Genomic DNA, 19,073 nt, shown 5'->3' on the forward strand with positions numbered 1-19,073 from the left:
ATATTCTTTCTGGTTGGAGTCATCGAAGGTTGCAGTCTATTTCCGGGCCGGCGGAAGGTAAACTTTTGCCTTCCGGAGACAGGTGCGGCGTCAGGTGATTTTCGACCGCATATTTCAGATGGGATGCGTCCGGTTGAACCGGACACGGGCTCAAACCCCGGCGGAGATAAGCCATAAAATCGTCAAGACGGTTTCCGTCAGCCAGATTTTCCGGCATGGAGACATTGATGGAAATGGTCCGGTCGACCCCCAGCAGAATGAAGAAGACCGGGATCGAACAGGAGCAAGGGGGTAGAAGGAAGACGGATCGCGCGGCAAATTCGCGCGTTGAGAACTGTTTGGTTTCAAAACGGCCGAGGTTGGAGATAAAGCCCGATACCCAGTAGCGCCCGGTATGTATTCCTTTGCGACAATCGGTTTCAAGGAATTTGCGAATAACCCACAGGGGTAGAAAGGGGATGAGGGTTTCGCTGAATGACAGCCGGCCGTCCGTTTGCCGGTGGTGATGAATCGACTGGTCAATGTCGGCGACGGTCGTGTCCGGGGCAACGTCCACGTAAATCGCCCGGGAGAGATTGGACGATGAGCGAACAGCCGCCTGCCGGTGCCGCAGGGAAATCGGGATACCGAAGACGACGCGGCCATCAGGGTGGTGCTGCCGGGCCGCCTGAGCCGTCAGCATCATCAGCCGGGGCATCAGATTCGACACCGGACCGGGCAGTTCCAGCCGGGAAAAGGCTGCCCGGTTGGTTTCCCCCCGGGGCATGCCGGTGGGCGCCACGCACTGGCCGCCGGTCCATTTGGGCTCATTGACGGGTGTGACGCGGCGAAACTGATCGATCGATTCGGTCCAGGTTGATCCGGCCGGCGTCTCGCCGCGAAGGACGCGAAAGACGTCCTCGATCCACATCATCAAACCCTGGCCGTCAATGACCGTATGGTGACCCCGGAACATGATTCGCGTTACGGGGCCGGTCATCAGAATCACGTCGCAGGTCGGACCGCTGCGTATGGGCAGCGGGAATCGATAGAACGAAAGCCCTTCCGCGCTTTTACCCGACCAGCGGGAACCGTCGATTTGTCGAATCGGCGGGGTGATTCCCGTATCCACCAGCCGCGTGGCGTGAAGATTTCCCCTGGCGATCAACCGGGTGCCGGGGTTGGCCCGGGAAGCCGCGGCCACAGCCTGTCTCAAGGCGTCGACATCGATGGCGCCGACCCCTTCGACTACCACTTCAATGATTACCGGATGCCGGAACGCCTCATTCACCGTGTCGCCGGCCATATAGACGCGGGGGCCGTTGGTGATTTTCCGCCCGGCTTTCACATCAGCACCATTTCATGGCCGGGCGGATGGGCCATGCCTGATTCACGATAGATTTCAACCGCTTCGGGTGCGTGAAGCTGATAGAGCAGAACCGGTGTGGCGTCGTACATGTAGCCGCGGGCGACGACCTCCAGCAGGCTCTGTTTATTGTAATCACAGAACGAGACGATGTGATATGCCTTGGGCAGACCGCTTTTGTAGAGCGCGGTCAGCAGCCCGTCAAACACATCCAACCGTTCAGCGGCGGAGAGTCCGTGGGCCAGTTCGAGTGATGTCAGGTAGAGGATGTCAATATTTTCATTGGGCCGGGGAACCTTGAGACCGACCAGGGCTCCCAGTTTCGCGATGAGTTCCTTGTCTGGAGGAAGGGCGTCAATGTAGATCTGACGGCCTTTCCCGGGGTCGAACGCGCCGAAGGCCCCGATGATGGTTCCGGCACTGTCCCGGGCGATAAAAAACGAGGCCATGGAAAACCCGTCCCAGTATTTAAATCGGCGTTCCAGTTCTCCATTTTCTCCCGAATAGATATAGCCAAAGGTTTTGATCCGGTTCTGCGCGTCCAGAAAATTTTTCAATTCGTCCCGGTCTTTTTCTTCACCGGCGGCGACGGTGAATTTTTTGCCCGAATTTTTAAAGGCGCCGAGTCCGATGGCTTTCTGCGGTTTGCGGGCATAAATGTTGACCGACTGATAGCTGGCCAGATTGCTGACCAGAAAGGCCTCCGCGGGTTTGGCGTCGACGCTTTTTGCCGTTTCCGGGCGCGGCTCGGTTTTCGGCAGGGCGCCCTTCTTCTCCTTGCCGATGGCCGCGGTGGCATAGATGTTGGTGGTGATGTAGGAGCCGTGGAAGACACGACACCGCTCCAGCTCGTCTATCTCCCGGCCGACGCGGGTAAAGCCCAGGGCCATACTTTTCCAGTCGCCGGTTCCGGTGCGATCCCGTCTTCTTTTAAATCGAAGGTCGAGGAAGTGGCCCACCCGGTCAGGCCGGCCGTCGATGTAACAGGGCCGGATAATCAGCGCCGCCAGGCCTTCGAGTTCTCCCCGGGGGTTGGGGAACCCGAAGACATGGTGGTTTTCCGCGGCGTAGGTCAGGAACCGGAAGTAATCGGGGGATTTTTTTGTATGGACGCTGAAATTTTCGCTGGTCATGGCGATACGGTTATAGAGTGTTTGAATTTCGGGGTTGTCTTCCGGTGTCATGACGATGGAATCAAATTTTGCGGCAAAATCGTTGAGCTTCATCGGGGCAAGCCTCCTTATTCCGTCTTATGGCCGTTCATATATGCCGCTACGATCCGCGGTCGACGGCGCTTCGGCAAATGCGGATCGTAACGGTTCGGGAAGTTCACAGTTCCACAGGACCACCGGTTCGATTTTCAGGTTTCCCGCCACCATCCCGCGGGAGGCGGCCCGTGACTGGTAGATCGCTGTTGCCGTTGGCGACATGACGCATTTTACAGACGTCAGTTGTCTGAGATCCCGGGCCAGGTTGTAATGATAAATCTTGCGCAGTTCCTTTTCAGCCCGCTCGGCAATTTTCCCGGCCAGGGCCGGGTCGCTGCCTTCGCACAACAGCACATAACCGTCAGTGGTGCCGGAATAGACCCTGGGCACGGCCAGCAGGCTGACCGGTTTGATCCCGTGGTTTTCCGCCAGCAGGCCCAGCAAGTGCTGGGCGGCTTCCGGACTCAGTTTTTCTCCGACCAGGTCGACGCCATCGGAACGCCCCAGGAACAGAAAGCAGGGGCAGCTTCCGAGAAAACCGGTTACCTCCAGTTTGTCATGCAAAAGGTACCGCAGCAGGCCGGAGCCCGTTGTCAGCACCGGCTGAACCACCTGCCCTTTTTTCAGTTCCCAGGCGCTCAAAATGTCGCTGGAATGCCAGTCCGCGAATTCATAGAAATGGCACTGATAGGTCAACGGGTACCGGTTGTCAAAAGGCATGGAAACAATGCCCTCGGTGGCCAGCAGTCCTTTGCCGTCCAGCGCGGCAAAAGGGAACAGGCGTTTTATCTCTCTGGCCCAGGTCGCCGAGGTCCAGGTGTCCCAGGCGCTGATCACGCTTAAGCCCGGCCACAGACGGGAAAGATTTTCCGGCGACAGCGTCGTTTCCCAGCCGGCGAGCGTGTCGGCCCCCTGGCGCGACCGCGGGCACGGCAGGTAGGCCAGGGATTGTCTGGACTCCCCCCATTTCCCCGAAGCCAGCACCAGGGCGATCTCTTCCCGGTGGCTGTGGATCAGGTCGAGCAGGTTCAATAAAAAGGTCGGGCTCCACACGGAGACCAGGGAAAGGTCCCGGGCGGCGCACAGGTAGCAGGCGGTGGCGAACATGGACGCATCCGAAGTGGGCGCGTGAGCCACATCATCGGGAACGGCCATGGTTTGCGACATGAACATCCGCTTCCACCAGGGCAGCAGCTTCAGGTCGTCATTGATATTCGGGCTGATATTGCCGCGCAGTTCCGTTGGAATCCAGGAAAGCGACCAGTAATGGACACCTTTCCGAATGCCGGGGTATTGCCGGTACATGCGGTAGATCATCGGGGAAATGAAGGCGTCCACCTGGGCGAGAAACTGCCGTGTATAGGGGATCCATTTTATTTTTGAGGTGGACCCGCTGGTGGGCTGGTACCGGTCGCAGGCGCTGGTGCTGAGGATTGGTTCACCGGTCCGCCGCTGCTGCTCAATCATTTTTTCCCAGTGGCTGTACTCGGTCAGGGGCACTTTCGCACGAAACCTGTCGACGGACTCATCCCCGGTCAGTCCATAGTTACGGCCCGACATCGCGCCCCGGACGGTTTTGAGAATCGAACCGAGGTTGCGCTGCTGATGGGGCCGGATATCGGCCAGTCCCGCCAGGTATGCCCGGTATCCCTTCCGCGAAACAACCATGGCCGCCCGGTGCGCTGACGTTGTGAAAAGCTCCATTGCGCCGGTCTCCTTTGTCAGGCGGCTTTCTTTTTGGCGATATGTTTACGTTCGCCCGCGGAAGGCGTGGTCGGCAGGATCGTCACTTTGTTACCCTTGAACAGACTGTTGAAGGTGCGGCCGGTGAACTTCTTAAAATAAGCCGTGATGGAGGCCAGATCCACCGCGCCGATACAGGCCAGTTCAATGCCCTTCCGGCTGTCCGGGTTCAGCTCCTCGTAAAACCGGATCTTGGGGTATCTGTTCAGCATCTCCGGGGTGACCGGCGCCACGTCGCTTTTGATGGTCTGGTTCTCCTCCGCCCGGCCGAAATCCACCAGCCCGGTTACCGGGTTATACTTGTCGCCGAACATGTGTTCCGCTACCAGTCGGCATATTCCCCTGAGCTTGTCGGTTTTGGCGTCATGCCGCTGATAGTGGGGATAGTGATGGACCAGGTTGTTGGCGATCACCAGGTAGGTACGATAGCTCATGGAAATCATGAACCAGTAAGTGCTGAAAGGGTGGCGCAGGAAGAAGCGGACGAGAAACGCGAAAACCGTCCCGGCCATGGGGCTGTTTCCCGATGAGTTGCGCTGCCAGTAATCACGATGACAGACCGTGTCGCCGCAGAAAAAAACATGCGCCTTCCGTTTCTGATACGGCAGTTTCATGATTCTGATATTGGCAAAGGCGATAAGCTGTCCGGTCTTCCGTTCCCGCCACAGGAAGGAACCGGTTTTGGCGTTCAGGTCCTGTTTGAAGGTTTCATAATCGGCGTTTTCATAATAATCAAGAAAGAGGCTGTGCATCTCCCGAACCGTTTCCTCGGGGATATCCCTGACCGGCACAAACGCTGATTTGATTTTTCCGGGTTTGAACAGCATGTTTAATCTCCTTTTGTTGAAGGGGTTATTCCACAGCCTGAAAACGGCCAGGCCCACGAAGCATTAACCGTCGGTTCCCGTCTTTAACTCCGGCGACATCATTCCGCCGTGCCCCAGGGGGGCCTCGGCTTTTCGGTAAAGGGCCGACGACGGCCCGGCCACCAGGATCATCAGGACCGGCGTCACGATAAAATCGGCCAGCAGGGCCAGCATCAGTGCCAGGGCCAGCAGAATCCCGAACCGCGACAGATGGGGCATGGCCGCGGCGGTCAAGGCCAGAAAACCGCCGGACAGCACCAGTGTTGTGATCAGCATGGCGCGTCCGGTGCCCAGGAGCGTGCGGCGGACCGCTTCCCGCGGGTCGCCGGTAAGGTCGAAATGGTGGCGGAAGTGATGCATGAAGTGGGTGGTGTCGTCCACTACCAGGCCGATGGCGATGCTGCCGATCATGAGGGCCGTCATGTCCAGGGGGATTTTCATGGCGGCCAGGCCCCCCATGACCATCACGATGGGGAGCAGGTTGGGTAACATGGCCAGCAACCCGATTCTCACGTTGCCGGCCAGGAAAATCATCAAAACGGAGATGATCACGGCCGCCAGCAGATAGCTCTGGTTCATGCTCGACAGGGTGGCCGGAAGGGTCCGGGCCAGGATGAGCGACATGCCGGTCAGGGTAACACGGGCATGACCGGCAAAGGTCTCATTAAATACCCGGCCGATGAGCTCGCTCAACCTGTAAAGACCGGAAGAGTCGAGCCACGGTACTTTTACGGAAACCCGTGTTTTGGAAAAGTCCGTATTAACTACCGACTCCAGTTCGTCGCTGCCGCTGTTTTCAAAAAGGAAGAGTTCCTGGGCCACGAGATCGCCGTCTCCGGGGATGGTGTAGAAAGCGGGATCGTCGTTATGCAGGGCCTGGTTGATCTCCCTGACCACGTCCGTGATGGAATAGACCTTGGTGATGGCATATGACGGTCCCATGCCCGCCGATTCAGCCTTCACTCGTTCGGCAGCGATGTCGATCCGGCCGAGCATGGCCGGATCATGCAGGCCGTTCTCCCGGCCGGTGTCGATAACCGCTTCAAAAGAAATAATTCCTCCCAGCGCTTTATCGATGCGGATCATGTCCTGCTTGACCGTCATGTGATCGGAGAAATAGTTGAGCATGTGGTCCACGTACCGTAACCGGGGCAGAAAGCCCGCCGACAGAATCAGGATGACGACTGCTCCGGCGACAATTCTTCTGGGATGAGCGGCGCAGAAGTCGGCAATTCCCGACAGTATCCGGTCCATGACCAGGGAATGCTGATCGACGGGGCTCCCGGGCCTGATCGGCAACAGGGCCAGCAGGGGCGGAAGCATGCTGATCGTATACACCAGGGCCATGGTTACGCCCAGGGCGGAAAAAACGCCCATTTCTCCGATGGCCGATATCTCGGCAAAGGCAAAGGAGAGCAGGCCGGCCACGGTGGTCAGGCTGGTTAAAAGAACGGGCAGGCCGGATTGTTTCATCGCCCTGACGACGGCTTCCTCTTTGGATGTGCCCGGGCGATATTCCCGGAAGAAGATGGTCAGCACATGAACCGAGTCGGCCACCCCGCCGCACAGAATGATGATCGGCAGAATTACCGACATGATTTTGATCTCCACCTGCATCAGAGCCATCAGCCCCAGGGCGGAAATCACCGCGGCCGTCACCACCAGCAGGGGAAGGCATACGCCCGATGTCCGCCGGAACAGAGCCCCTATGGAGAGAGCGATCACAGCCAGGGCAAGCAGCGAACAACGCGTCATGTCCGCGGCCACGGCCCGGTTGAAAATATCGACCACCACCGGGGAGCCGGAAAACCCGATCCGAAAATCAGGCGCCTGGTAGCGGGGCAGCAGGCGCGTAATGGCGTCGACGATCTGGCGGATTTCGGCCGCCGAGATAAAACGAGCCGGATTATCGGTCGGGACGGCAGCGGCCTTGTCGCCGGGCGAGTCGGAAAATTCGGCTATCGCTTCGGCATCGGATACCGGAGCCACGTTGATAACGGCGTCGGTTTCAATGACGATGGCCGCCATGGTGGCATCTTCTGAAACCAGGTAGTTGAGATAAAAGGGGTTGTTCAGGACCTGCTCTCGCAGCTGGCCCATATCCAGCGGTTCTTCGGGCCATGATTCCAGAAGTTCACCCACATGAAGGGTGTCGTTTTCCCCGCTGATCCGGCGGGCCGAGACAAGGCTGTTGACGCGCCTGATGTGGGGAACGGCGGCCTCGATCTCCCGGTGCAGCGACTTGAGTTTTGTCATAAACCCGGTGGTAAATATATCCGGGGTGGAAATGCCGAGAATAATATTGCGATCCTGCCCGAAGGTCTGCCGGAAGCGGTCATATTCCAGGCGGTAGGGATCGTTTGCGTGCAAAAGGGATTCCGAGGATGTGTCAAAGGTCAGACGGGGCATCTGTAAAAGGAAGAACCCGGTTGCTGCCGCCAATACCAGGAGGGCTGCGCGCGGATGCCGGTAAAGGCCGCGGGCCCAGCGCTCAAAAAGATCTTCAATCGCCGCTTTTACATGTTTCATATTCGTCCATATGCAAAAAGGTTATTCCGGCGGGACAATCAGGAGAGGGGACTGAAAATCGCGAGCCCCCCCGCCCGTCTGAAATTGGTGATAACAAATAGCCCACATCCGAGGCCGGAACAATCGGGGAAACCCTGATTTATTGCCTCCAAAACCCTGAATTTGGCATATGAAAAGGCCCCCGGATGTTACCGTCATCGTCTGACAAACGAGCGGGAATGGCCGTTATTAAAGGGCGGAAGGGCAGGAGGCCCGGCGGGGAACGAGCCGTTTCTCAAGGCATTTGGTATCACGAGGGGAAAGGGCGGCTTAATTTATGATTGAACATTGATTGTGCGCCATGGTATCTCTGCGGGTATAGAAAAATTGACGGCACTTCCTTACCCGCAATCAAGAAACTGATAACGGCGTATGGTGCAAGGGCTTTCCCTCAGCGCTGCGGCGCGGCAATGGCTGGCTGATCGTCACGACCGGATAGTGGAAACGGAGACAGACGGGCGGGTGGCCACCTTCGCGGCAGTGGACCGCCGGACCGGCCGGCCGGTTACGGCGCGGCTGTTCGGCATCAACGGGCATTCCCCGGATATCGGGGAGGCGCTTACGGAGTACGTGGCGCGGCTCGCCCGCCTTTCCTCCGATCGGGTTCTCAAACTACTTGATCATCAGGAAGTGCGCGCCAACGGCACCGTCGGTCTCCTGGTGATCCAGGAGGCTCCTGCCGGCGAACCATTGAGCGCCATGCTGCCGTCGTTTCGCGCCATGATTGCCGAGGAAGGCCGCCTGAACCGGGGTTTCTGTTTTTTCGCGGCCCAGATGGCCGAGGCCCTGCAGGCGTTGCACGGCGCCGGCGTGATTCACCAGGCCGTCACCCCTGACAGTTTCCTGTTTGACCCTGCCACGCGGAGCCTCAAACTCGACGGCCTTGCCCGGGCGCCTGAAAGCGCCGGTCTTTCACCGGTAACTTCCGAGGCGGTACTTCCCTATATCTCGCCGGAACAGGCCGGTCGCATGAGCCATACCGTCGATTTCCGCGCCAATCTCTATTCCCTGGGCGTGTTGTTTTATGAAATGATGACGGGCGTCACTCCTTTTTCCGCCAGCGACGCTACCGGCGTATTATATGGTCACACCGCCCTTACGCCCATTCCGCCTTCAGAAGTGAACCCGGCAGTGGACGTCGTGCTTTCGCGCCTGGTACTCAAGCTGCTGGCCAAACATCCTGACGATCGTTACCAGAGTGCCGCCGGGCTCCTGGCCGATCTGGCCGGTCTGGCGTGCCGGTTTGACGCCGCGGCCCGTGTCCCGGATTTCAATCTGGGACGCAACGATGTTTCCCCGGTCTTTACGCTGCCTGACCGGCTTTATGGACGCGAACAGACACTCTCCTGTCTGCAAAAATGCTTTGACCGGATCTGCGCGGGCGATACCTGCGTGGTCATGATCGCCGGCGACACCGGTGTCGGTAAAACCGAAGTGGTCCGCCGGCTGGGGGCTTATGTCCGCGAGGCGGGCGGCATTTTTCTGGCCGGTAAATTTGACCAGCATCAGCAGGCCGTTCCCATCAGGGCGCCAAAGACCGCAATGGACAGCGCGGCCAGGTGGTTGCTGAGCCAGAGCCCGGAGAAGATCCAGATATGGCGTGAAAAAATCCTGTCGGCCGTTTCGCCCAACGGGCAAATCCTGGTGGACATCATTCCGGAAATGGAACTGGTGATCGGCAAGCAGCCGCCGGTCTGCGAGCTGCCCCCCATGGAGGCCATTATGCGGGTGGGGCTGGTTATGGAAAAATTCGGCTCCCTCTTTCTGGAAAAAGACCACCCGGTTGTCTTTTTCCTCGACGATATGCAATGGGCCGACAAGGGCAGCCTGTCCCACGGCATCGCCTTCTTACTGGCCCGGCAACGGCGTTACTGCATGGTGCTGGGCACCTATCGAGACAACGAGGTCGACGAGGACCATCCGCTGACGCGGTACTTGAGCAAACTGAAACGAACCAGCATACCGGTCGAAATATTTCGACTGGAGCACCTGGACGAAGGCCAGACGGCGGCCATGGTGGCGGATATCCTTTGTCAAACCGATGAGGTGGTCGCCCCCCTGGCCCGCATCGTTTTTAAAAAAACCGGCGGTAACCCTTTTTTCATCCGGCAGTTTATGAGTTCGCTGCACGCCGGCGGGTTGATCTGCTACGACATGCGCCGGGGCAACTGGTCCTGGGACGCGGATCGCATTGCCGCCGCCGATATCACCGACAATGTGGCCCGGTTGCTCTCCACGGCCATTGACAAGCTTCCCGTGGAGACCCTGTCCGTGCTTCAGGCCGCCGCCTGCGTCGGCAATAGAATCGATCCGGATCTGCTGGCCCGGGTCCTGTCCCGCGATTTGTCCGATATCGTCGATCAGGCGCGGACGGCGCTGAAGGCCGGCCTGCTTCGGGTCTATGTCGATCCTTCCCCGTCCCGGCAGGCGTCCGGGAAAGAAGCCGCGCATATCTGGGAGTTTGCCCACGACCATATTCTGCAGGCCGTTTACCGCACCCTCCCTGAGGCCGCCGCCCGGGATCTCCACTGGGCTGTCGGAAAAGCGATGCTGGCCAGGGAGCCGACCGAGGGTGCCGGCAATAAAATTTTTGATATCGTATACCAGCTTCGGCTCGGCATGCCCCCGGACCTGTCACCGCCGGAAACAACGGAAATAGCCCGTCTTAACCTCATGGCGGGTCGGAACGCAATGGAATCAGTCTCTTTCGGCGCCGCGGCCCCATACCTCCGTCATGCCTGCGACCTGCTTCCGCCAACCGCCTGGGAAACGGACTACGACCTGTGCGCCGCGATCCACGCCAGCCTGGCCAAGTGTGAATTTGTGCTGGGCGCCTTTGACGCCTCGGAGCGCCTTTTCGGTCTGCTGCTGCAGAAAGCCCCCTCCCTGCCGGATCGGGCCAGAGCCTACAACGCCATGATCGAACTCCATACCGCCGCCGGAAACATTGACAAGGCGTTGATGCTGGGCCGCCGCGGGCTTGAGATGCTCGGCATCCTGCTGCCCCGCCATCCCAGCCGCCTGAAGGTGCTGCTGCTCCTGTCCAAGCTGCGCTTCGTCTGGGGGTTTCGCCGGCTGTCCACGATTATGGATATCCCGGAAAACAAAGACGAGCTTCTGAATATTCAGGAAACGCTGCTGACCAACATCGGCCTGCCCGCTTTTTATGTTGACCCGTTGCTGTGCCTGTGGCTTACCGCCACCGGAATTCTGCTGGGCATTCGTGATCCCGGAAAAGGCGTTCCCCTGCAGCACGCTTCTCTGGGCCTGATCACGCTGGGGGCTTTTCTGGGGTCCATGTTCGGTTTTATCGGCATGGGACGTTCTTACGCCAAGATCGGTATGCGGCTGCTGGAGAGGCAGTCGCCGGGTCCCCATCAGGCCATCGCCTATTTCGTGTCCGCTTTTTTCAACCGGCACTGGTACCAGCCCGCGCGGAAGAACATCAACTACTTCAAACGGGCCTACCGTCACGCCATGAAATCCGGCGACATCAGCTATGCCGGCCACAGCATCAACTCCATGTTCATGGTTCATTTCTTTCTGGGAGACAACCTGGACACCATTTACGCCGACCATAAGCGTTATCAGGCCTTTGTCCAGAACTCACGTTCCCCGTTCGTGGTGGCCACTTATATGGCCATCCAGCAGTTCTATCGGAGCCTCAAGGGACAGACCGCTTCCCCTTTCAGCCTGAGTGAACCCGGCTATGACGAGGAAGTCGAATTCGCGGCGGCCGTGGAAGGTGGCAACCTGATGCTGCAGTTTTTTTTCCTGCTGTTTCAACTCAAGCTTCTCGTGATTTTCCGCCAATGGGATAAAGCCATGGCCGTGGCCGACCGGATCCGGGCCAGGAACTACCTGCCGGCCGGCACCCTGGTCCTGACAGAATATTATTTTTATGCTTTTTTAAGCGCCATGGCGGTAGTTTCCACCTGCACGGACCGGCAGCAGGTCCGGCGATGCCGGCAGCAGGCGGCCCTTTCCATGAAAAAAATGAAGCAGTGGCGCCGATTACGGCCGGATAACTTCGAGCCCATGTTGCGCCTGATGGAAGCCGAGCAAGCCCGGGCGGGCGGTCGCCCTTCAAAGGTCCTGCGGCTGTACCGGCAGGCCGTGTCGTCGGCCGTAGCCGGCGGATTCACCCATCTGGCCGCCATAGCCTGCGAGTCCGCCGGGATTTTCCTGGCGGGCCATGGCGACAAGATCGCTTCCCGGGCATACCTGGTTGAGGCCAAAAGGACTTATGAAACCTGGGGAGCCACGGCTAAAGTCAGGGATATGGAGAAACAGTATGCCGCCGTTCTTTCCGTCATGCCGGAACGAACGCCATCCGTCCTGGAAAGAATGGACTACAACGCCGTGGTCGAAGCGCTGCAGGCCGTTTCCCAGGAGATCGTGGTGCGCAAACTGCTGACCCGGCTGATGGAAATCACCATGGCGGCCACCGGCGCCAATCGTGCCGCTTTTATTTCCAGCAAAAACAATCAGCTTTTTGTGGAAGTGGAAGGCCGCGGGGACGAAGCCGGTCGAACGCTGCTGAAAACCGAACCACTGCTGGATCAGAAAAAAACGCTGATGGCTTCGGTCGTTTATTATGTCAAACGGACGCAGCAGCTGGTGGTCATCAATGACATGAAAAAAGCGCCGGCGCCGTTTCAGCGGATCGGAGACGCCATCAATCCTCCCCGATCGCTGGTGTGCATGCCCATGTCCCGCAGCGAACGGCTGGTCGGTATTCTTTATCTGGAAAACACCCTGACCGGCGGAATATTCACCGAAGACCGGCTGGAACTGCTCAAGCTGATCGCCTCCCAGGCCGCCATTTCCTTTGAGAACGCGACCCTTTACGAACATGTCATGAAAAACGAGCAGGACCTCAAGCAGTTGTCCGAAAAGTTGCGAAACCTGTATTCGGAACTGATGCTGACCGAGGAGCGGGAACGGCGACGCATTGCCACCGAGCTTCATGATCGTATCGGCCACGCCCTGGCCGGCACGAAAATCGGACTGGAGGCAATGGCCCAGGCACCCGGCGCCGACCACCGCCAGCGGTTGAACGACATTCTGCAAACCATCGAACAATCCATTGCCGACACCCGAACCCTTACGTTTGAAATCAGCCCGCCGATTCTCTATCACCTGGGCCTGGGCGCGGCCCTGGACTGGCTATGCGAAGAAACCCAGCAAAAACATGGTGTGGCGATAACCTTTACCGACATGGCCCGTGACGCCGCCATCGAACAGAAAACGGAAGTGCTCTGCTTCCAGATATTGCGGGAATTGCTGTTTAACGCCGTAAAACACGCCCGGGCCGGTCACATTAACGTAGCGCTGCGCATGGGGAAAGACCGGTTGCGCCTGACCATACAGGATGACGGTATCGGTTTCGATCAATCGCGGCAGCCGTCAAGCGGGTCCACGACCGGCGGCGGGTTTGGCCTGTTCAGTATTCATGAGCGGTTACGACTGGTGGGCGGGCAAATGGAAATCGACACGGGCGAGAACAGGGGCACGCGTATCGACATTATTATCCCCCTGGCGGCCGCCGGTGAAACACCCCGTCCGGAGGGGCTTTGAACGAAAGTTAACGCCAATCAGGCCCGCGGCCGGACGATCTGGTGAAAGGAAATGAAATGATTACGGTTCTTGTCGCCGATGACCATGCCATCATTCTTGACGGTATTTGCAGCCTGCTGGGAACCATTTCCGGCCTGAAGGTTGTGGGGCGGGCCGAGAACGGTCGTAAAGCGCTGGAGCTTGCCATAAAGCTGAGGCCGGATGTTGTCATCATGGATATCAGCATGCCTGAATTAAACGGTTTTGAAGCCGCCCGCCAGATCGGGGCCGAAGTTCCCGGGGTCAGGATCATCGCCCTATCCATGTATGCCGAAAAGCGTTACGTCCTGGGCATGCTGAAGGCCGGCGTGTCCGGATACCTGATCAAGGACTGCGCTTTTCAGGAACTGGCCGAGGCCATTTCCGTCGTGCACCGCGGAGGCACTTACCTGAGCCCCAAAATAGCGGACACCGTCCGCAAGGCGCTGCTGGACAGCATCGAGGAAACCCCGATGACGGTATCGGAGGAATTGACCGAACGGGAAAGGCAGGTGCTGCAGCGGATGGCGGAAGGGGTCAAGACCCGGGATATCGCGGAAGAGCTTCATGTCAGCGTTAAAACGGTCGAGACCTACCGCGCCAGCATCATGCAGAAACTCAACCTGTACAGCGTCGCCGAGCTGACCAAGTTCGCCGTACGGGAAGGGCTGACGCCGCTTGAAAAATAGGGAGCGCCGCTACTTTTTTGCGTGAGCTACTATCCAGTCGGCGACGATGTTCAGTACCGGCTCTCTTTTTCCCGGGCTTTCGTTCATGGTTTCGTGGCGCAGCCCGTCGAAAATTTTCAGGGTTTTATCCGGCCCTTTCGCCCGTTCATAATAACACCGGCTTCCCTCGGCGGAGACAATCGCGTCGGCGCCTCCGTGAAATATGAGCAGGGGCAGGCTGGTTTCCTGTCCCCGGTCCAGGCACTGACGCGTGGCGGCCAGAAATTCGACGAGCCACTGAAACGTTATCCGGTTGTGTACCAGGGGATCTTTGCTGTATGCCGCCACCGTCTCCCTGCTGGAGGACAGATCTTCGGGGCTGAGCTTGTTGCTTCGGGAGAGCCGGGGCGTCAGCCTGGCCAGAATCTTCGCGCCCGACCGCTGGAGAGGGGAAAGCGGCGTTGAGGGCATAAAGGCCGGGGAGGAAAGAATCAGGCCGTCGATATCTTCCGGGAACATTCGCGCATGAAGGGCCGCGATCAGTCCGCCCATGCTATGGCCCAGCAGAATCAGCGGCAGGCCCGGTGCTTCGGGCCGGATCAGGGTGGTGATGTATTGATGGATATCCTGGCAGTAATCGGTAAAGCGTTCGGTGTGCCCCCTTTTGCCGCCTGATTTCCCGTGGCCCTTGTGATCCAGGGCATAGAACGATATTCGCCGGTCCCGTAATTTCTGGATCAGGTGGCTGTACCGTCCCGAATGCTCTCCCAGTCCGTGGCATAGAAAGACCAGCCCCGCAGGATTTTCCGCGGCCCAGCTTCTGTAGAAAATACGGATGTTGTCTTTATTCAGAAACACACCCATGCTGTGCTGATAGCCCTGACCCATTAGGATATCTCCCTGAACGAATTTTCTGACCTGAACAGTTGACGAGGAAAACGCTGATCGGGAAAAGATATAGCAAGGCCGGCATGGCCTGTCAATTCTATCCGGCGGTCGCCGTCAGGACTCCCGGTGACCGGAGATCCGGTCGGCCACGGCTTTTTTCAGGCGGCGCTGGTAAGCCAGGTTGCCGAACACGGACCGGGGCTCGAATCCGCCGTACAGACCGATCCACATGAGCGTGGACAGGGTGACGTCAACGGCTTTTTTGTGCCAGGGCACCCGGACGGGGTACTGGTTCCGAATCCGTAACGCCTCGTCATAACTTCTCGCGATGACGGTGCGGCCGTTATCTCCTGACACAACGATGCCGCCTTCCCGCAGCATCTTCAGCCGCTTCATGGATTCGGGCACTTCCGGTCCGCAGACCAGGGCGCACTGGCCGCAGGTCAGCACGTCCGGGTTGTCGATGGTGATGCCGATATGCTTTTTAATCTGATCCGCCTGGAACCGCCGCCGTTCCAGTTCATCTTTCGGCATGTCACTGACCGGGCGTCCCAGTTTGTCCGGGGCCAGAATTTCTTCCGGATACAGCCTGGCGCCGAGTGATCTGATCAGCCGGTAGCGGACGGTGGAGTCGCCCACGGAGGAGCCCTTTTTTAAGAGGTCGTTGCGGATGCTGCGCTTTTCCGGATCGGGCGGTTCTTTCACCCACTCTTCGATCCAGTGCCGCCCCCAGCTCGACCACTGCCGGTCTTCGGAAAGATTGTGCAGGCCGAAACAGGAGGCATTGCAGAAATTGATGTCCCGTCGCTTGCCGCGCGGGTGCAGCTCGCCGTTGAGCAGAAGGTATTCCTCTTCCTCGTCGATGAACATCCGGGCCACGCAGGCCTTGGAACAGGCCCGGCACTTGCCGCAGTAGTTGTCGATAAAATATCGCGGGGGCAGGGCCGGGTCGCTCTTGAGCACGGCCTCGGTGACCACTGTGCCCAGGTAAACGGCGGCCCCGTATTCTTTGGTCATGACATTGCCGGAAAATCCCTGGGCGCCGATGCCGGCGGCAATGGCCCCAAAGCGGTGGGAAAAGCTGGGGTGGGTGGCGAAAATATCCGGCGAGCGGCGGTAGGTGTTGTTGGAAGGTACGGCCTTGGCCCGAAATCCCAGAGATTCAATATACCCGGCCACCCGCGCGCCGATATGGTGCAGTTTCTGGTTCCAGACCAGTTGATCCACGTTGTGGCCCGTCTGGCACTTCTTGGACAGAAAATCATAGATGGCGGGAACGTCCATGGGAACGGCCAGGGAAACGATCGACCGGGCGCCGCGCATGGTGTAGGTTGGATCCAGCGATGGCGGCCCGTCCAGTCGGTCCGGGCCGGCCAGGCCGACCACGTCAACGCCTTGGTCCCTTACAAAGGCCTTTATTTTTCCTTCCAGACCGTTCATTGAAATACGCTTTCTATGCGGTTGTTTTGCGTTTATCATCGACAACTCTTTTCAGCCAGGCAAAGCCCGGCGTGACAGATTCGGTCAGGCCGGTGGGCACCATGGTTTTAAAGGGCAGGCCCATGTTCATGGGGCCGCCGGTCTTAAACAGGTTGTCCATGACCGTCGGCAGCAGGGCCGCGGGCAGGCCGACGCCGATTTCATCCGGGCCGATGCCGGCAAAGGCCCGGTCGCCCATGCCGGGGATGACCACCTGGGGCCTTCCCGTCAGATACGGTAACAGTCCGCCCTTGATGCAGGATTCGCCGAACCCCTCAAAGGAGGAGAAAAGCGGAAAGGTGTAGTCGTAGCAGAGCGCGTGAATGATGTGGGTGATGTGAATGCCGTTGCCGAAGACCAGGATCGTGTCCGGCTCCAGTTCGGCGGTGTGAACCGGCGCGCAGACCAGGCCGACGCGGCTTCTGGCTTTTTCCAGCACGGCTTCCCCCCCGGGGCCGGAAAACAGGCTGTTATATAAAGCGATGCGGTTGACTTCCGCTTCCCGGCTCTTGTGCCAGCCCTGGGTGACCTGGCTCTGGATGAATTCTTCGTCCGTGACGTCCACCCACTTGTGACCGGCCGATGACGGTACGCAGAAGTTTTCATCGGCCGTGATGGCCACCCGGGCGCCCCAGGCCCTGGCATAGGTAAAGGTCTGGCAGATGCACATTTTCTGTCCCATGGCCGAGGGCCGCGTTGTCCCGGCGGGGATTTCGTCTTCGGACTTGATGTAGGTGACGGCTACGGGGTAGGTGGGAAGATGAAGCTTCTCGTACAACTCCTTGCCCATCCGGTGAAGATCGGTCAGGTTCATGGTTTCTCCTTTATCGGTAAAGGTTGGTGTGCTCAGGGTCCATGCGCGCGAACTCCGCGGCCGCCTCGTCGGCCGGGAGTACCGCGATAGTGCCGTCCTCCCGCTGGATGACGCATCCGGAGGTGGTCAGAAGGCGGTAGTTCTCCTTTGTCTCTTGGCGGTTGCCCCAGCAGATGATCTGGCAGTTGCCGCAGGTCAGGCGGAGATTCAGCCCGCCGAAGGCACCGGTTTCAAAGCCGCCTTCGCCGTCGCTTCGCCGCGGCCACTTGGTATAGTTGCCGATGGCCCGCATCAGGGTTTCCAGCAGGGCGTTTTCGTCGGAGGGCGCGGGGATGGCGTACCGGCCCGGTGACCAGGTCGACCATTTTCCGTTTTTCGACAGGCCGGTGAACCCGCCGCAGACCAGCTGGCAGGGCAGGTAGCTGATGCGCTGGCTGTGCGAAAACGTCTCACCGCCCAGGGTGATGGATGTTTCCCGGGATTCGTGGAACATGCCCGAGGGGCAGGAGGCCACGCAGAGCTTGCAGCGGTCGCAGAATCCCTCTTCGGCCGGCAGGGGCGGCGTGGGCGCCAGGTCTGCCTCCGTCACCACGCTGCCCAGGATGACGGCGTTGCCGTATCCTTTAAGGCCGACGTTGCCCGACCAGCCGAAGGAGCCCACTCCGGAGCGCACCGCCAGGTAGCGGTGGGACACGTCCGGCCGCATGGCCAGCTGCCAGTTGGGCACATCCTTGCGGTAGACGTTGTTGGCATGGAGCCGCACCGACCGGTACCCTTTCTCCTCCAGCCACAGGGCCAGTTCCTTGGCCAACCGGCCGGCCTGGCGGTTGACCTCGATGTTGTGCTGTTCGAAGGCGAACTGGCTCTTTTTGGACAGGCACTGGCGCATGATGTCGCGGTCCAGCGGCAACGCAAAGCTAACGGCCGAGCGGGCCGTGGGCAGGACATAGGTGATGTCGGCGCTGGGCGGGCCGCCGGCCAGTGTTTCCCGGGTGCAGAACCCGACCCGCAGCGCCCCGCGCGCGGTCAGAAAATCGCGTATGGTTTCTTCCATGTTCATGATGGTGACCTCTCCAGTTGGATAAAAGGTTGACTTTACACGATCGTGTAAATAGAATCGGAGAAATACCGGATGATGTCAAGCAAAAAATTACACAGTCGTCTAATTTTTACGCGACCATCCATAATGGAAGATTCAGCCCATGAAAGAAAAGGCAACAACCGGCAAGAGAGGCAAACCAGCAAACATACCCGTCGTCAACCGGGGGGCCGAGACCCGCGGCATGATCCTGGCGGCCGCCCGTCAGGTCTTTGCGGCTCATTCATACAACGCCGCCAGCGTCCGCATGATCGCCGCCCGGGGTGACTTTTACCACGGCCTTATCCGCTACCATTTTCCCAGCAAGGCCGGGATATTCGAAGCGGTGGTGGAAGACGCCTGTCGTTCTCTTTATGAGGCCAATAAACAATGGCTGCTGGAGATCGCCACCTTTTCGCCGGAAAAGGCGCTGTCGACTTATCTGGACAGATTTATCGAATTTTTCCGCAAACAGCCCGACGTGTTCCGGATCATCATCAGGAATTTTACCCACGACGATCCGGCCAACCTGCCGGGCTTCCGTCATCTGGCGACCATGCTGGCCGACACCCGCCGGGATTTTGAGGCCACCTTTCCGGGCCTGTTTGTCAAAGGCGATGTCGGTCGCTTCCTGAGCAGCCTCAACGCCCTGATCCTGCATTATCTCGGGGCCGGCTCCATCGAGTCGCTCATGGTCGGTTTCCGGGGTCCCGGCAAGGCATACCTGGAATGGGTCAAAGAGACCCTGTTCTTCATTTTCCTGCCGGTCCTGGAAGCCGCCGCCCGCGAGTCTGCCATTTCAAAACCGCCGGGATGAT

General features: G+C 59.0%; 12 protein-coding genes. 3 read left to right on the forward strand and 9 right to left on the reverse strand.

The window, feature by feature from the left end; all coding sequences use genetic code 11:
- Window positions 1–19: 19 nt before the first annotated feature.
- The 5 genes from AB1724_17215 to AB1724_17235 form a co-directional block, all read right to left on the reverse strand.
- Window positions 20–1,327, reverse strand: a complete 1,308-nt coding sequence (locus tag AB1724_17215) for a hypothetical protein (GenBank protein MEW6079549.1) — start codon at window positions 1,325–1,327, stop codon at window positions 20–22.
- Entirely contained in the window at window positions 1,324–2,571 is a 1,248-nt protein-coding gene (locus tag AB1724_17220; GenBank protein MEW6079550.1) for a hypothetical protein, read from the reverse strand. The genes AB1724_17215 and AB1724_17220 overlap by 4 nt, the downstream gene beginning before the upstream one ends.
- 24 nt (window positions 2,572–2,595) lie before the next feature.
- The gene (locus tag AB1724_17225) at window positions 2,596–4,257 is read right to left on the reverse strand and encodes a GH3 auxin-responsive promoter family protein (GenBank protein ID MEW6079551.1); all 1,662 of its coding nucleotides are present in this window, start codon (window positions 4,255–4,257) and stop codon (window positions 2,596–2,598) included.
- A 17-nt stretch (window positions 4,258–4,274) separates the two neighbouring features.
- On the reverse strand, window positions 4,275–5,123 hold the full coding sequence (locus tag AB1724_17230) for a hypothetical protein (GenBank protein MEW6079552.1): 849 nt from the start codon (window positions 5,121–5,123) through the stop codon (window positions 4,275–4,277).
- A 63-nt stretch (window positions 5,124–5,186) separates the two neighbouring features.
- Window positions 5,187–7,691, reverse strand: coding sequence for an MMPL family transporter (locus AB1724_17235; protein MEW6079553.1), 2,505 nt, complete (start codon window positions 7,689–7,691; stop codon window positions 5,187–5,189).
- A gap of 411 nt (window positions 7,692–8,102) precedes the next feature.
- Here AB1724_17235 and AB1724_17240 point away from each other — a divergent pair, with 411 nt between their 5' ends.
- Together AB1724_17240 and AB1724_17245 are read left to right on the forward strand one after the other, a co-directional pair.
- Complete coding sequence (locus AB1724_17240) at window positions 8,103–13,310, forward strand: AAA family ATPase (GenBank protein ID MEW6079554.1); 5,208 nt, start codon at window positions 8,103–8,105, stop codon at window positions 13,308–13,310.
- A 56-nt stretch (window positions 13,311–13,366) separates the two neighbouring features.
- Complete coding sequence (locus tag AB1724_17245) at window positions 13,367–14,017, forward strand: response regulator transcription factor (GenBank protein ID MEW6079555.1); 651 nt, start codon at window positions 13,367–13,369, stop codon at window positions 14,015–14,017.
- A 9-nt stretch (window positions 14,018–14,026) separates the two neighbouring features.
- On the opposite strand, the gene AB1724_17250 is transcribed toward AB1724_17245, so the two are convergent.
- From AB1724_17250 to AB1724_17265, 4 genes are all read right to left on the reverse strand, one after another.
- Window positions 14,027–14,884 carry a lysophospholipase gene (locus AB1724_17250; protein MEW6079556.1) on the reverse strand — a complete coding sequence of 286 codons (858 nt, stop codon included), beginning with the start codon at window positions 14,882–14,884 and terminating at the stop codon, window positions 14,027–14,029.
- A gap of 114 nt (window positions 14,885–14,998) precedes the next feature.
- Complete coding sequence (locus AB1724_17255) at window positions 14,999–16,324, reverse strand: hypothetical protein (GenBank protein ID MEW6079557.1); 1,326 nt, start codon at window positions 16,322–16,324, stop codon at window positions 14,999–15,001.
- A 13-nt stretch (window positions 16,325–16,337) separates the two neighbouring features.
- A complete protein-coding gene (locus tag AB1724_17260) occupies window positions 16,338–17,177 on the reverse strand; it encodes a DUF169 domain-containing protein (GenBank protein MEW6079558.1) in 840 nt (279 codons plus the stop codon).
- A 10-nt stretch (window positions 17,178–17,187) separates the two neighbouring features.
- Entirely contained in the window at window positions 17,188–18,237 is a 1,050-nt protein-coding gene (locus tag AB1724_17265; GenBank protein MEW6079559.1) for an epoxyqueuosine reductase, read from the reverse strand.
- Window positions 18,238–18,379: 142 nt separating this feature from the next.
- Between AB1724_17265 and AB1724_17270 the strand changes: the two genes are divergently transcribed.
- Window positions 18,380–19,072, forward strand: coding sequence for a TetR/AcrR family transcriptional regulator (locus AB1724_17270; protein MEW6079560.1), 693 nt, complete (start codon window positions 18,380–18,382; stop codon window positions 19,070–19,072).
- Window position 19,073 lies beyond the last annotated feature (1 nt).

This window comes from Thermodesulfobacteriota bacterium, from assembly GCA_040753795.1.
Lineage (GTDB): Bacteria > Desulfobacterota > Desulfobacteria > Desulfobacterales > Desulfosudaceae > JBFMDX01.